Consider the following 16,529-nt stretch of genomic DNA (forward strand, 5'->3'; position numbering starts at 1 on the left):
TCATGGTCCATCACACAATCACAGTCGATGATAGGTGGTGCGTTACTCCAATCATAGTCCATCACACAATCACAGTCGATGATAGGTGGTGCGTTACTACGGATTGTCACCTTCCAGTCAAAGCAGCAATTTTTGGCCGTCTAACGCACCCTACTGGACTGTTTCAGCTAATTTGATGTATTAGAAAAATGCTATAAATTGTATAATCTAAGACTTTAAGCCGAAATCTATTGCCCTATTTTAGCTGAAACAATTCACTACAAGCTGTATTAAGATTAAACTAATACAAGTATATCAGATGCGGTAAGAGTGGGTTTAGAACTAAGAGTTGCAATTTGAATAGCTGCTAGTGTACCTGTCCCGTCCCCATCAAAGAATAATCCTCCAGTGATTGTATTATAAATAAAGCGATTGCTGCCATTTAATGCAGTTGTTCCTAACACAAATTGAGCGGCTGTAATCGCAACTCCTGCGGCTAAACCACCGCCAAAACCCGCAGCAGAGACAGCAATTTTATCCCCCTGACTGGAGAGAAAATCAGTAATTGTGTCAATCCCTTCATTGCGGTTGTTGAAGGTGAATTGATCGCCACCCGCACCCCCTGTTATAGTATCATTACCTAAGCCACCAATTAGAATATCATTGTCCAGAGTACCACTGAGAATATTATTTTCTGATGACCCGATAATGGGTAAGGGATTACCAATCTTATTATCACCATTAAAGTCTTGTTTGAAATTGGTTTCTTGGTTGAAAGCTTGGGTTGAGTTTAATCCCCACCCTCCCTGGGAAGATTGCCAATTCCAATTGCTATCTAAATTCCATATATATAGAAGATTTTGTGATGTATTCCTCAAGAGGACTTGGTTAATTCCATTAACGTTTTCTGCTGCTAAGGTTTGCCAACCAGGGTAGGTATTTGTGGTAATCTGAGTGGCACCATTTTTGATGACAGTGGGGTTATTATTGCCAATTTGAGCATAGAGTTTATTAGTCGCATCTTGGACTAATTTGGTGTTACCGAAGGTTTCGATTGGGGTGAAGGGTTGACCGATGAATCCATCGCCATTAAAGTCTTGTTTGAAATTGGTTTCTTGGTTGAAAGCTTGGGTTGAGTTTAATCCCCACCCTCCCTGGGAAGATTGCCAATTCCAATTGTTATCTAAATTCCATATATATAGAAGGTTTTGTGTGGTATTTTTCAGAAGGACTTGGTTAATTCCATTAACGTTTTCTGCTGCTAAGGTTTGCCAACCAGGGTAGGTATTTGTGGTAATCTGAGTGGCACCATTTTTGATGACAGTGGGGTTATTATTGCCAATTTGAGCATAGAGTTTATTAGTCGCATCTTGGACTAATTTGGTGTTACCGAAGGTTTCGATTGGGGTGAAGGGTTGACCGATGAATCCATCGCCATTAAAGTCTTGTTTGAAATTGGTTTCTTGGTTGAAAGCTTGGGTTGAGTTTAATCCCCACCCTCCCTGGGAAGATTGCCAATTCCAATTGTTATCTAAATTCCATATATATAGAAGATTTTGTGATGTATTTTTCAGAAGGACTTGGTTAATTCCATTAACGTTTTCTGCTGCTAAGGTTTGCCAACCAGGGTAGGTATTTGTGGTAATCTGAGTGGCACCATTTTTGATGACAGTGGGGTTATTATTGCCAATTTGAGCATAGAGTTTATTAGTCGCATCTTGGACTAATTTGGTGTTACCGAAGGTTTCGATTGGGGTGAAGGGTTGACCGATGAATCCATCGCCATTAAAGTCTTGTTTGAAATTGGTTTCTTGGTTGAAAGCTTGGGTTGAGTTTAATCCCCACCCTCCCTGGGAAGATTGCCAATTCCAATTGTTATCTAAATTCCATATATATAGAAGGTTTTGTGTGGTATTTTTCAGAAGGACTTGGTTAATTCCATTAACGTTTTCTGCTGCTAAGGTTTGCCAACCAGGGTAGGTATTTGTGGTAATCTGAGTGGCACCATTTTTGATGACAGTGGGGTTATTATTGCCAATTTGAGCATAGAGTTTATTAGTCGCATCTTGGACTAATTTGGTGTTACCGAAGGTTTCGATTGGGGTGAAGGGTTGACCGATGAATCCATCGCCATTAAAGTCTTGTTTGAAATTGGTTTCTTGGTTGAAAGCTTGGGTTGAGTTTAATCCCCACCCTCCCTGGGAAGATTGCCAATTCCAATTGTTATCTAAATTCCATATATATAGAAGGTTTTGTGATGTATTTTTCAAGAGGACTTGGTTAATTCCATTAACGGTTTCTGCGGCTAAGATTTGCCAACCAGGGTAGGTATTTGTGGTAATCTGAGTGGCACCAATTTTAATGGCGATGGGATTGTTATTGCCAATTTGAGCATAGAGGTTATTAGTTGTGTCTTGGACTAATTTGGTGTTACCGAAAGCTTCGATTGGGGTGAAGGGATTACCAATCTGATTATCACCGTTAAAGTCTTGTTGGAAGTTGGTTTCTTGGCTGAAAGCTGGCGTTGAGTTTAATCCCCACCCTCCCTGGGAAGATTGCCAATTCCAATTGCTATCTAAATTCCATATATATAGAAGGTTTTGTGATGTATTTTTCAAGAGGACTTGGTTAATTCCATTAACGGTTTCTGCGGCTAAGATTTGCCAACCAGGATAGGTATTTGTGGTAATCTGAGTGGCACCATTTTTGATGACAGTGGGGTTATTATTGCCAATTTGAGCATAGAGGTTATTAGTCGCATCTTTGACTAATTTGGTGTTACCGAAAGCTTCGATTGGGGTGAAGGGATTACCAATCTGATTATCACCATTAAAGTCTTGTTGGAAGTTGGTTTCTTGGCTGAATGCTGGCGTTGAGTTTAATCCCCACCCTCCCTGGGAAGATTGCCAATTCCAATTGTTATCTAAATTCCATATATATAGAAGGTTTTGTGATGTATTTTTCAAGAGGACTTGGTTAATTCCATTAACGGTTTCTGCGGCTAAGATTTGCCAACCAGGGTAGGTATTTGTGGTAATCTGAGTGGCAGCAATTTTAATGGCGATGGGATTGTTATTGCCAATTTGTGCGTAGAGTTTATTAGTTGTGTCTTTGACTAATTTGGTGTTACCGAAAGCTTCGATTGGGGTGACACTGGTATTATCACCATCATCATTGGTAATTGTTCCTAATCCTTGATTATCTGTAATCAGCGCATTGCTAGGATTAGAAAGGTTAATCAAGAAAGTCTCATCCGGTTCAATTGCAGTATCACCATTGACGGAAATAATAATATCTTGGCTGATTTGTCCGGGGGTAAAGGTGAGAGTCCCTGTTTTGGCTGTATAGTCACTTCCTGCTGTTGCTGTGTCATCAGCAGTGCCATAATTTACGGTAATTGTTTGGGTACTTGTGGTTGACAATGTAACTTTAAATATCAGGTTATTTGTTCCTGAATTGTTTTCTACAATTGTCGGATTTGAGATAGTCAAGAATGGTTTATCCCAATCGGCTGCTGTCCAGGTAGTTGTTGCTTGCCAAGTTTGGGGTGTCCATTCATCAATACTTTTCCAAGCATCTCCTGACCATTTAGTTGTAGCTTGCCAAGCATTATTTCCCCAATCAGGTATGGCATCCCAAAAGTTATCAATTGTCTGTGATGCTGTAGCTGTTGTTGCTATTTGATAGCTATTTGTGTCCAGAAAAGATGATGCAAGCTTTAGCGTTGAATTGCTTTGATTTGCAGTTGATGGAGATAAACCAAGTTTCTTGTCAGACTGTCCAATAATCGCATTCCACGCATCTGAAGTCCAAGATTTAGCTGCGTTGTAAGCGGATGTTACTGCATCGGATATATTTCCAAGACCATCAATGGCACTTCCAATTGCTTTTCGATTCAGTTCAACGGTTCCACGATAAGTTAAAGCAGCACCCAGAATTGGACGTATTGCAGCAACGGCTGCTTGAAGAGCAAAATAATCAGCATCAGGCAAATATGTAAACCAGTAACTACTTAAATCATTAGTATTTCCGTTGGCAACTTTCCGAGTTAAATCTGTCGGTTTTGTATGTATCTTATTGGTTATCGTAACAGCTTGATTTAAGACGGGAACTGTATGTTTTTCAAGGGTAATTGCAGATGTTAGTTTTGAATATTTGTCTAAGTTCCAGACTCCATTTAGGTATGATGAACCTGCCATGCTAACCACATCGGCCGAAGTTATGTAATGAGTGACACCTAAGTTATTAGTAGCGTTGAAATTAATGCCGGGTTGTTGGGAAATACCCGGACTATTGAAAGTAACAATCTTTCCGAGTTGTCCTGTATAACTACCCCCTACCCATTGAGTTAATGCACCGCCTAAACTATATCCAGTAATATTAGGTCGTAGAGTCAATCCGCTTACAGGATTAGTTACTTCTGAAAGCCATTGATTGATTGCGTCTTTATTATTAGTAAATTGATTATAGCCAATTCCTTTAGGATTCAAATCACTTAATAGATCTTTTCCTTGGCTAAATCCACCCCGAATAGCTAAAACAGGAGGTTTAGCGAGGTCATAAATTGTGCCATTAGTAAAGGTATAGGATTGATTGGCGCTGGTGAGTTGGTTGATTAGATTCTGTCCAGCAGTATAGGCGGCGGTATTGTTACCGCCTGAAGTGTTGGCAATATCTTGCAGTAAGTTATTGCTATTGGATGTAAATTCATTGGCATTAAGGGGATTGGCTAAAACCAGAAAGAATTTTTCATCAGAAGTTAAACCAACAGCATCAAATCCTGTGGTAGAATCTTTGAAAACTTTATTGATACGATAGCCTTCGTAACCCAGGTCACTATAGTCATAGATCTTATCTACTTCTTTGCCTTTATCCGTATCTTTCCAAATATCACGAAAAGCAGTGTCTTTGGCAAAAATCTCAAAGGTTTGGTCGGTAGGAGGCGCACTTCCTAAAACGGTAATTTCTATTTGTTTGCTGGTTTGTCCTGGGAAAAAGGAGAGGGTTTGTTTGACAACATTGTTAAAATCTTTTAATTGGTTAGGGTCTATTGAATTGGCACTTCCATCAAGGGTATAGTAATCAACGGTTATGGGTTTATCATAAGCTGAGGACAGTTTAACCTCGAAAATAACCTTCCCTGTGGGAGCATCAAACCGCGCATTACTGACTGATATCGTTGGTTTAGGTGGAGAATCAGGTGTGGGTGGGAGTGCGGTAAAAGTGCCACTATCATATATATTTGGATATTTTGGATCTATTGGATTTGCTATCCATTTACCATTAATCCAGCTGGATTCAGATGTAGTTGAATCTCCATTTGAATCTATATACCAAACTTTGCTCGAAGTATTTCCACTAATAATACTATTTGAACTCCATGTACCATGATTGTAAATACCGCCACCGTAAAAGGCACTATTGCTAGTAATAATGTTATTCGTTAATGTTAATGTTCCCCGGTAGTCGTTGTAAATTCCCCCTCCTACAATATTAGACGTATTACCAGATATTGTATTGTTAGTTAATGTTAATGTTCCATAGTTCTCAATTCCCCCTCCAGAATGAGTAGCCGTATTACCAGATATTGTACTATCAGTTAATGTTAATGTTCCACCGTTGTAAATTCCCCCTCCCTGATGAGCAGTATTACCAGATATTGTACTGTTGGTTAATGTTAATTTTCCCCCGCTAACGCTAAAAATTCCCCCTCCCGTATTACCAGATATTGTACTGTTGGTTATTGTTAATTTTCCCCCGCTAACGCTAAAAATTCCCCTTCCCGTATTACCAGATATTGTACTGTTGGTTATTGTTAACGTTCCCCGAGAGTTGCCAATTCCCGTTCCAGTATTACCAGATACCGTACTGTCGGTTAACGTTAATGTTCCCGAGTTTTCAATTCCCCCTCCAGAATAGCGAGTAGCCGTATTACCAGATATTGTACTGTTGGTTAATGTTAATGTTCCCGAGTTTTCAATTCCCCCTCCGTCATAAGCAGCCGTATTACCAGATATTGTACTGTTGGTTATTGTTAATGTTCCATAGTAGTTGTAAATCCCCCCTCCCCAACTAGCCGCCGTATTACCAGATATTGTACTGTTGGTTAATGTTAATGTTCCCCAGCTATTGTTGTAAATTCCCCCTCCACTAGTAGCCGTATTACCAGATATTGTACTGTTGGTTAATGTTAATGTTCCCCAGTAGTAGTTGTCAATTCCCCTTCCTGCTTTGTTGCTGATATAGAGATTATTTAATGTAACTCCAAGTTTACTAGAGTTGTATATAATATAATTGTTATCATTCTGCCCAGAGATAGGACTAGCATTATTAACAATAGAAGCTAGTGCTGTTCCATCAGTTTCAATGGTAATCGTACCTTGTGTCTTCAAACTGCGATCGCCTGTTGTCGTATTATTAACATAAGTTAAAGCATAAGTCGTTCCTGATTTCAGCTTAATAATATAGGGAGTATTAGGACTTTTATTAGCAATTGCAACAGCATCCCGCAAAGACAAACCACTCCCAATAGTGGCACTACCATCATTCTCATCTATAGTAGTATTGACAATTAAAGTAATTGGTGCTGTTTGTTCAACCCCTATAAATTGTCCCCCTAAATCAATAACAGTACGATCATCTTCTGCTTGAATATAAGTTAACTCAGCCTCAGTTAAATTAACCCCTCTCACCAGATGAGAAAATAATTCTCCCTCATCCCCCACCGTATCCACCCTATTAATTTGAGCATCCAAAAAATGCCCAATTTCTTCCAACATCACCGCAACCAAAGCATCTGAACTAGCAGAAGCAAAAAAGCTTTCAGATAGATATATCTTATTGGTGCTAATCCCATAAGCGCCATTTGCACTACCTAAAACACTGCTGCTAACAACCTCAATCTCAGGAAGTTGACTGAAATTTCGGCTTCGCCACTGCTGTTGTAATTGCGTCGCTTTAACCACATCATAACTTGTGCCAAAAGCGATAGCCAAATTCGCCCAAAAACCATCAGATTGAGCGAAATTGAACAAAACATCGTCAACAGCAGGAAGAATCGGCAACAGTGAAGAAGTCATGACGTTAACTGCAAAGGTTTACTGCTAACAGTTTTAGCCTAACAATCCCCAATCTTTCAAGACCCCTGTAACAGAAATTAATATTTATACAGAAAACGGGTTTCTCAAAGGACAAGAAAACGGGTTTCTCAAAGAAAACGGGTTTTCTAAATAGTTTCTCAAAGAAACCCGTTTTCTCTGACAAATGGCCAAAAGGTGATCACTAACATAAACTAAGCAGTTAAAGTATTTAACCAATTGATTAAATCTTCAACCGTAGAGAAGTCGAATAAAGCTTCTCCTAATACTTCGACATTATCAATACTTAACTGCATGATTTTAGTTTCCAATGAAGGATTAATCTCCCCTAACTTGCGTTTAATTTGACGAAGAATCAATGTCTTTTCGCGTTCAATACCTTGTTCAATACCTTGTTCAATACCTTGACGCATCCAACTGGTGGTAATTTGCATAACTCCCTCCTGTACGGGTTGACTAAATGTGCTAATCTCTTGTTGAAATTGTATCTCTTCGACCGGATTTAGATTGAGATAAGTATCAATAAATCCAGAAATTAATTGCATTTTTGCAGGATTTAACTTTAAAGTAATTAACAAGCGCAGACATTCCGCCTTAACTTTTGCTCGCTCTTTCTCGGCAATGTTCATCTTCGCCATCAAAGCTGAAGCAACCGGATTCGGTTGATTAAGAAAATCTCGCCAATTTAATCGATTTAACTGCACTACTTGATAGTTAAATTCTAAGACCTTAAAATCGGGAAAATCGACTACATATTGACTAATTGCTTCTCTTTTTGGCTTTGAATAAGAAAAAATTACAATCGGATAAATCGGTAAGACAAATTTCTCATGAAAGCGAGCAAAATAAGTAAACATTCGCCGATTAAACCACTTGCGGGAACTTTCCTGCGCCTCGACATGAATCAGAAAAAACGATTCTTTTCCGCGAAACTTAACCTGTGCGACTAAATCGCTTTCATGTCTTTCTCCTTCCGTGACATCGGTAAATACTTCTTTGTCTAAAAAAGTAATCGAGTCCCTATCTAAATAATCGATTAATTGAGGAAAAAATAACTCAATAAATTCGACAAAAAAGGTGGAGATTAACTCCTTAAATAAGCGGTCATGGTCAATATTATTAGTCATGTAATATCATCTTAACTAATCTGAGTGATGAATGACTACTCTTCTGTATTGTATTCTGAAAAGTCGGTTTTGGCAACGGATTGTTATGACCTCACCCCCTTAACCTACAGCTATTGCCAAATTCGCCCAAAATCCATCAGATTGAGAGAAATCGAACAAAACATCGTCAACAGCAGGAAGGCTCGGCAACAGGGTAGAAGTCATGACATTAACTGCAAAAGTTTATTGCTAACAGTTTTAGCCCAACAATCGCCAATTTTTCAATACCCCTGTAACAGAAATTAATATTGCAAGAAAACGGGTTTCTCAAAGGACAAGAAAACGGGTTTCTCAAAGAAAACGGGTTTCTCAAAGAAACCCGTTTTCTCATTTGTTGCCAAGATGCGATCGCTAACATAAACTAGGCAGTTAAAGTATTTAACCAATTGATTAAATCTTCAACCGTAGAGAAGTCGAATAAAGCTTCTCCTAATACTTCGACATCATCAATACTTAACTGCATGATTTTAGTTTCTAATAAAGGATTAATCTCCCCTAACTTTCGTTTAAGTTGACGAAGAATCAATGTCTTTTCGCGTTCAATACCTTGTTCAATACCTTGTTCAATACCGCGTTCAATACCGCGTTCAATACCGCGTTCAATACCTTGTTCAATACCTTGTTCGATACCGCGTTCAATACCTTGTTCGATACCTTGTTCAATACCTAGTTCAATACCTTGACGCATCCAACTGGTGGTAATTTGCATAACTCCCTCCTGTACGGGTTGACTAAATGTGCTAATCTCTTCTTGAAATTGTCTCTCTTCCACTGGATTTAGATTGAGATAAGTATCAATAAATCCAGAAATTAATTGCATTTTCGCAGGATTTAACCTTAAAGTAATTAACAAGCGCAGACATTCCGCTTTTACCTTGGCTCGCTCTTTCTCGGCAATGTTCATCTTCGCCATCAAAGCTGAAGCAACCGGATTCGACTGATTGAGAAAATCTCGCCAATTTAATCGATTTAACTGCACTACTTGATAGTTAAATTCTAAGACTTTTAAATCAGGAAAATCGACTACATATTGACTAATCGCTTCTCTTTTTGGCTTTGAATAAGAAAAAATTACAATCGGATAAATCGGTAAGACAAATTTCTCATGAAAGCGAGCAAAATAAGTAAACATTCGCCGATTAAACCACTGGCGGGAACTTTCCTGCGCCTCCACATGAATCAGAAAAAAAGATTCTTTTCCTCGAAACTTAACTTGTGCGACTAAATCGCTTTCATACCTTTCTCCTTCGGTGACATCGGTAAATACTTCTTTGTCTAAAAAAGTAATCGAGTCCCTATCTAAATAATCTATCAATTGAGGGAAAAACAACTCAATAAATTCGACAAAAAAGGTGGAGATTAACTCCTTAAATAAGCGGTCATGGTCAATATTATTAGTCATGTAATATCATCTTAACTAATCTGAGTGATGAATGACTACTCTTCTGTATTGTATTCTGAAAAGTCGGTTTTGGCAACGGATTGTTATGACCTCACCCCCTTAACCTACGAAAAGAGGGGAATGCTTCCGGCAAAAAACCCCACAGAAAACGGGTTTCTTGAAGAAACCCGTTTTCTCGAGAAAAAAAACTGGAGCGAGCGCTTTTCGCCACCCCAGTGCTGTCACGGAATTCAATTCTGTATCTAAATTAACACATTATTGGCAGCAAGCATGATTAAGGAAATTGGAAATTTTTCCCAAAGGGGTTTCCAAAGGCTGTAACCTTGACTGACAGGGGATTTCGAGCCTGATAAGGCCAAAGTTTTTGGAGTCTATCCTCGAAAATTAAACCTCGGCGCTGAGATGTTCACCCAGATGAACGGTTTTCACCCATTTTAAACGTTTAGGACGCAAAGCCATCCGCAGGCTGACACTGGGAATAATAATAAACCAGTGCATCATATAAATCATGCCGCGAATGGTTTGAGCAAGGATGTCTAAACCGAGAGCGAAAGTGAATTTTCTACCCGTATTGACTCGGATTAATCCTGTCACCATACCCCAGAGAGAAAGGGAAAGAGCCAAACCAGTTAAAGGCGTTAAAATCGGAGCTTGGTGCTGGGTAATTGTGATTAAAAGATCGGGAATAGCGGCCGCAGGTAAGATATATTGAACGAGCAAAAAAGCAATTAAATCAAACTTTTTCGGCCAAGGCATGGGAGACTTTAAAATCGCTTTCCAATAGTCGAGATAACGCTGAAAACCACCTTCGGCCCAACGATTGCGCTGATGCCATAAAGCGATCGCAGTTGTCACCCCTTCTTCCGCTACTGCGGGAAAATTTAAGATATTAATTTTCCAATTATCGATATGGAGACGAATAGTTAAATCAAGATCGTCGGTGATCGTTTGTTCATTCCAACCCCCGCAACGATTTAAGGCACTACGACGGACAAATTGACCATTTCCGCGCAATTCTCCGATCCCTCCCACCGCGATCCGTTGCTGTTGGAAACAGCTATCAAAGATCATTTCTACCGCTTGTCCTTTTGTCCAGAAGTTTTCGGCAGCATTGGCGATCGCTTTTCGCACCTGTACCGCACCCACTTCTCGATCGTCGAACATCGGCACCACATGACGCAGTAAATCGGAGGATAATCCCGCATCGGCATCGAATACGCCAATAATTTCCCCGTTAGTCAGGGATAAAACCTGATTCAAGGCGCCGGATTTGCCACCTCCGGCATTAGCAGGACGATGGAGAATTTTTAATTGGGGATATTCTAAAGCAAGGCGATCGAGAATCGCACCCGTGTTGTCGGTGCTATAGTCATCGACGATCCAGACTTCTAACTTATCTTGGGGATAGTCTAGATGACAGAGATAATTAACCAGTTTCGTGATTACGGTTTCTTCATTTTTGGCCGCTACTAAGAGAGAAACCCTGGGGACAGAGGCTAAATCCTGATCCAGTAAGGGAATTGGCGGCGTTTCCGGTTTGGTGAACAGCAGCCGCAAAGCTTGCCCCGATAGTACCATAGTTAGGGCGATAATTGCCCAATAACCCCAACTAAGCCAATGAAGTCCGATAATTATTGTCCAGACCGCCATGAGGCTAAAAGCTGCTTTCTGTCTGCGTCCCGATCGGCCTTGAAAAATTTCGCTTCTAAATTCGTCCTCCTCGTCTTCGGGATCGGACCAGTCAGATAGGAGGGAACCAATCGGGTCTAATTCTTCATTATCATCCTCTTGCGACCAATAATTTTCTGCCATAATCGACTCAGGTTAAGTAACTTTTCAAGTAGACGCTTGTTTCTTGCTTTATCTTACCGAAAATTGTTAAAATTTTTAACAGAATCTTAAGTTTTTTCGGCAAAGAAACCCTAGTTTTTCAAGCTATTGGTTTTTTTTCCCCATAAATGCGCTTTTTCGGCTAAGATTGCTTTGTTTACATTCGTTGAGAAAATTTAACATTTATCCCCTATGTCAAACCTGCTCCTCTGTGTCGGACTGATTTGTGGCTCAATTATTTGGGTGGAGATCGTGCGTGATTGCTATCATGCCCTAGCTCACCATTGGCAGCCCCTTTATCGTCTGCACGTCTGGCATCATCGGGTTTTTCGTCCCGATCTGTCGGTAATGAGCGAGGAAATTTATCGTCGGGCCCACTGGTACAATGATGTACCAGAGGCCTTGGTGATGTTGGCTGCCAGTGTTTTACCTGTACTACTGGCCTACTCTTGGGGGTTCGATCGCCCTTGGTTAGGTTGGTTAGGTTCCCTTTATACTTTGGCTTTTCTCAGCACGGCGATCGGTCGAGGTTTAGGGATCGCTAATCTGGAGGAATTAACCGATTTAACCCATCGTCCGGGGCAATTTGAGAGTTTACCGGCTCAATGGCGCGTTAATCGTACCTACCACTGGCGACACCATTTTGATAACCAAAAGGCTTATTATTGTGGAACTTTCACCTTTATGGATAAATTGATGGGGACGGCACTTTCTCTCAAGGGCAAAACGATCGCCATTACTGGGGCGAATGGAACTTTAGGGCGATCGCTGTTAAAGTACCTACAACTGAAGGGAGCCAAGGTGATCGCGCTCACTTCTGGGGAGAATGCGATCGCCATTGAAATTAACGGCGAATCAGTACCTGTAAAAACCGTGAAATGGCAAATCGGCGAAGAAACGCAACTTGAGGACCTATTTAAGTCTGTAGATATACTGATTTTAAATCATGGCGTTAATGTCCACGGCCAAAGAACCCCAGAAGCGATCGAATTAGCCTACCAAGTGAATACTTTTTCCGTCTGGCGTTTAATGGAATTATTCTTCAAAACTGTCCGCACTAACGAGCAAATTGCCCGCAAGGAAGTCTGGGTGAATACCTCGGAAGCGGAGGTTAATCCTGCCTTTAGTCCCCTCTACGAACTCAGTAAACGAGCGATCGGTGATATGATTACCCTGCGTCGTTTAGATGCCCCCTGTGTGGTAAGAAAGCTAATTCTTGGTCCTTTTAAGAGTAATTTAAATCCTGTGGGTATTATGTCCGCCGATTGGGTGGCTAAACAGATTATCAAGGCGGTACAAAGAGATAGCCGCAACATTATTATTACTATTAATCCCTTGACTTTTATCACCTTCCCAATTAAGGAATTCTCTGTTTCTACCTACTTAAAACTATTTACTCGTTCCCCAAAAAATCAGGAAAAACCCTAACTATTTATCCTTAATCGGGGATCAGGACTATTTTTCCGCGCACTCTTTCCGATTCACTATAATTATGAGCTTCTACCACCTGGGAAAAAGTATAGGTGCGATCGATTCTAACAGTTAATTTTCCCGATTCGATCGCTTCTTTGAGAAATTGCCAGTCGGACGCTTGTGCTTGAGCAAAAAATATCAGTTTCCCTTTTTGGGGCAACCAAGCACCGAGATAATTTAAGAGGATAATTCCGGGATTTGGGAGGGTGGTTATATAGGTGCCTTGGGGTTTTAAAAGCTGACGACAGTGCCAAAAAGAAGACTTAGCCACAGCATCGAAGATTATATCATATTTCTGCTCAGTTTTTCTCCAATCTTCTTGGGTATAATCGATAACTTTATCGGCTCCTAAAGAGGTGACATAATCGATATTTTTGCTACTACAAACTCCATCTACTTGTGCGGAGAAAATTTTTCCTATCTGCACGGCAAAGCTACCCACTCCTCCCGATGCACCATTAACTAAAATCCGATTTCCTGCTTTAATATTGCCAAAATCGCGCAAGACTTGCAAAGCGGTAGAAGCAGCCAAAGGAGTGGCGGCAGCTTCAATAAAACTCTGATTAGGCGGTTTTTTAACTAATAGGGAAGCGGGAATAATTGCATATTCAGCATAGGTTCTACCCGGTAATTGATTGAGAAAACCAAAAACCTCATCTCCGATCTGGAATTGTTCCACCTGACTACCTTTTTCAACGATAATTCCCCCATAATCAAAACCTAATTGCAGGGGAAATTTATTACCTGTGGCTATTTTGAGCATTCCCCGACGAATCTTCCAATCAATCGGATTAATTCCCGCTGCCATAATCTTAATTAAGACTTCTTTCCCTTGGGGAATTGGCTTTTCTATGTCTGTGTATTGGAGAACATTACTATCGCCATAGCGATTAATGATAATAGCTTTCATAATTAAGAAAAAAGTTGATAAAATAGCAAAGGAGCAAAGGTAATGACCAAGAGAACAAAAATCCAAACTCGTCCCGCTAAAAGATTATAATCTTGACCTAATCTTGCCCAAGATTGACCGGCGATAAAATGGCCGAATAGAAACTCAAAACCCACTGTTAATAGTAACCAAATTAAACCGATAGTAATTGCTTGACCGGACGATTCTAGACCCAAAAAATAGACAAGAGTGCCAATATAAAGACTAAAAAAGAGGATTCCTGTCAGGGTAGAAATTTGATGAGCGCGTAATTCATTGAGATATTTTCCGTAGGTGGTTTCTCGGAGGATACCGTTACTAATTCCTATTACGATCATCGGGAGCCATGCGACAATGTAGCGACTAATCATAAGTTGTTGGTTTAGAACTCGCTCTAATTGGATTATAGCTATATTTGGCTGATAACTTGAGATATTTTGGTAAAAATTAAGATTGTTACTTGCCTAAATTTTCAGCAAGATAATCAACCAGCTTTTTCACTGTTGTAAATTCTTGGCATTTTTCTTCTGAAAGTTCAAGATCGAATTCTTCTTCTAAAGCCATGATTAATTCAATCGTATCAAATTCATCTCCTCCCCAATTTGAGACTAATAAACCATTACTACAAGAACTATAAGAACTATAAAAGCTAGAAGAACTATAACAACTATAAGAACTATAACTACCGACGTTTTCCTTAGATTTTAAATAAAATAGTTCATCATCAATAGGTATCTCAGACTTTTCCACATCTAATTGATCACTAATTATCTCTTGAACTTTGATAAAAATTGCTAATTTTCGTTCATTGTCTTGTGACGTTATTTTCTCGGTATCATCATTTTTTTTATCGTTAATAACAGCATTAGCTTTTTGTTCTGCTATTTTAATAGCTTTCTCTTCATTGATTCTCCTTGATTCCAATAGACTGGATTGACTGAAAAATAACTGATATCTCATAACTTCAATTCTAGAATTAATTAAGTTTCGTATTATATGAAATTCTACTTTATGACCACTTTCCTTGTAAATTCTTGTGGCTAAATCCCAAACAATCTGATCGCGGTTTGCTTCTAGCTGGTTTAATTTTTCTTCACTCAGAGATACCATATCATCCAAATACTGATTGATCATCATTGCCAGAATTTGCATCTCATAATTTTTGCTATCTTCATTCATTCGACTAGATCCTCTGCTGCAAAAAATCTCAACCGTATTATATCTCAAGATAAATACTTTTCTAAAAAATTTAGCTTATCAACACCGATCAAGCAATTTATTGGTTAAAACTATAAGTAGGGAGGCACAATTATTTGTAGGATGGGTTAGCGGTAGCGTAACCCATCGGGGCGTTAGGTTTCATGCTTCAACCCAACCTTGTATATTGAGAGAGGTGGTAGACCGTCCCAACCTTGGTCGGAAAAGACCGCTTCGTAGCAAGGGTCACCACCATAATCTCCCTGACAAAACTCGAACAGTCGCCGGGGTCGTGGCGAAAACAATCAATTGTTAAGCTAAGAGACCGTATCGGGCAAGGATGAGTAAAATCAAGGGGATGCTCTCCAAAAGAACCATTAATCCCGCCAATTTCTCAGGTTTAATCATGGAAAATATCTCTCAATGGGTAGGCATTGACATTAGTAAAGCGACCCTAGATGTTTACCTTCGTCCCCTCAGTAAAGCGATGAAAGTTGCTAACACAAAGGAGGACATATCTAAACTGGTCGAAACCCTAAAATCCTACACTGTCAACCTCATCGTTCTGGAAGCAACAGGAGGTTTAGAAACTGAACTGGTGATTCAATTACAAGAAGCGGATTTACCTGTAGCCTTAATCAATCCCCGTCAAGGAAGAGACTTTGCTAAAGCCACTGGTAAATTAGCCAAAACCGATGCCATTGACGCTCAAATTTTAGCTCATTTTGGCGAAGCAATGCAACCGCAAATATTAGCGGTTGAGTCGGAAGAATCTCGTCAATTGGGCGACTTAATTAGTCGTCGCCGGCAACTTGTCGAGATGCGGACTGCCGAAAAAAACCGACGGGAACGCGCTCGCGGTAAAGCTTTGGTCGATATCGAAGCCCATCTTGAGTATCTCGATAACTGCCTCGAAAAACTCAATCAAGAAATTGAGGAATTGACCCAAGCTAACCAACAATGGCTCGAGAAAGTCAATTTACTCAAAACCGTGCCGGGGATTGGTCAAGTAATTTCTACTACTCTCGTCTCCGACTTACCAGAACTCGGTCAATTAACCGCCAAACAAATCTCTCGCTTAGTCGGTGTCGCACCGATTAATCCTGATAGTGGTCAACATAAAGGTAAGCGAATGATTCAGGGAGGTCGCGCTCAGATTCGGGCGACTCTTTACATGGGAGCGGTGGTAGCTATGCGTCATAATCCGGTGATTAAAACCTTTTACGAACGCCTAGTCGGACGCGGTAAATCAAAAAAACTGGCTCTGACTGCTTGTGTGCGGAAAATCTTAGTTATTCTTAATGCAATGGTTCGCCAAAATCAGCCTTGGCAGCTTGCTGACAATTTACCACCTTGTTCCTAGAGATTCACACTTTTTGTTATCTCTGATCAAGGGTTGCGCTTGCTTTGGTTTAACCTGAGCGACTTAGTTTTTGCTGCGCTTTTTTCTGGCTTGA

At 40.1% G+C, this 16,529-nt stretch carries 10 protein-coding genes; 3 read left to right on the forward strand and 7 right to left on the reverse strand.

Annotation, left to right across the window (positions count from 1 at the left end):
• Positions 1–275: 275 nt before the first annotated feature.
• The 3 genes from B5D77_RS27415 to B5D77_RS18875 form a co-directional block, all read right to left on the reverse strand.
• Complete coding sequence (locus B5D77_RS27415) at positions 276–7,058, reverse strand: right-handed parallel beta-helix repeat-containing protein (RefSeq protein ID WP_254052990.1); 6,783 nt, start codon at positions 7,056–7,058, stop codon at positions 276–278.
• Between the two features lie 212 nt (positions 7,059–7,270).
• A complete protein-coding gene (locus B5D77_RS18865) occupies positions 7,271–8,203 on the reverse strand; it encodes a DUF4351 domain-containing protein (protein WP_106909425.1) in 933 nt (310 codons plus the stop codon).
• Between the two features lie 400 nt (positions 8,204–8,603).
• On the reverse strand, positions 8,604–9,644 hold the full coding sequence (locus B5D77_RS18875) for a DUF4351 domain-containing protein (RefSeq protein ID WP_106909427.1): 1,041 nt from the start codon (positions 9,642–9,644) through the stop codon (positions 8,604–8,606).
• A gap of 27 nt (positions 9,645–9,671) precedes the next feature.
• Here B5D77_RS18875 and B5D77_RS26720 point away from each other — a divergent pair, with 27 nt between their 5' ends.
• Complete coding sequence (locus B5D77_RS26720; RefSeq protein ID WP_106909428.1) at positions 9,672–9,890, forward strand: hypothetical protein; 219 nt, start codon at positions 9,672–9,674, stop codon at positions 9,888–9,890.
• A 138-nt stretch (positions 9,891–10,028) separates the two neighbouring features.
• Here the strand turns inward: B5D77_RS26720 and B5D77_RS18885 are convergent, their stop codons facing one another.
• A complete protein-coding gene (locus B5D77_RS18885) occupies positions 10,029–11,456 on the reverse strand; it encodes a glycosyltransferase family 2 protein (RefSeq protein WP_106909429.1) in 1,428 nt (475 codons plus the stop codon).
• A gap of 210 nt (positions 11,457–11,666) precedes the next feature.
• Between B5D77_RS18885 and B5D77_RS18890 the strand changes: the two genes are divergently transcribed.
• Positions 11,667–12,902: a bifunctional sterol desaturase/short chain dehydrogenase gene (locus B5D77_RS18890; protein WP_106909430.1), complete on the forward strand. Its 1,236-nt coding sequence runs from the start codon at positions 11,667–11,669 to the stop codon at positions 12,900–12,902.
• Positions 12,903–12,912: 10 nt separating this feature from the next.
• On the opposite strand, the gene B5D77_RS18895 is transcribed toward B5D77_RS18890, so the two are convergent.
• The 3 genes from B5D77_RS18895 to B5D77_RS18905 all read right to left on the reverse strand — a co-directional run bounded on the left by B5D77_RS18895 (position 12,913) and on the right by B5D77_RS18905 (position 15,054).
• Complete coding sequence (locus tag B5D77_RS18895) at positions 12,913–13,857, reverse strand: NAD(P)-dependent alcohol dehydrogenase (RefSeq protein ID WP_106909431.1); 945 nt, start codon at positions 13,855–13,857, stop codon at positions 12,913–12,915.
• 2 nt (positions 13,858–13,859) lie between these two features.
• Positions 13,860–14,246, reverse strand: a complete 387-nt coding sequence (locus B5D77_RS18900) for a hypothetical protein (RefSeq protein ID WP_106909432.1) — start codon at positions 14,244–14,246, stop codon at positions 13,860–13,862.
• A gap of 85 nt (positions 14,247–14,331) precedes the next feature.
• On the reverse strand, positions 14,332–15,054 hold the full coding sequence (locus B5D77_RS18905; RefSeq protein ID WP_106909433.1) for a phosphopantetheine-binding protein: 723 nt from the start codon (positions 15,052–15,054) through the stop codon (positions 14,332–14,334).
• 424 nt (positions 15,055–15,478) lie between these two features.
• Between B5D77_RS18905 and B5D77_RS26725 the strand changes: the two genes are divergently transcribed.
• Complete coding sequence (locus tag B5D77_RS26725; protein ID WP_216824542.1) at positions 15,479–16,435, forward strand: IS110 family transposase; 957 nt, start codon at positions 15,479–15,481, stop codon at positions 16,433–16,435.
• Positions 16,436–16,529 lie beyond the last annotated feature (94 nt).

The organism is Microcystis sp. MC19, assembly GCF_003019735.1.
Taxonomy (GTDB): Bacteria; Cyanobacteriota; Cyanobacteriia; order Cyanobacteriales; family Microcystaceae; genus Microcystis.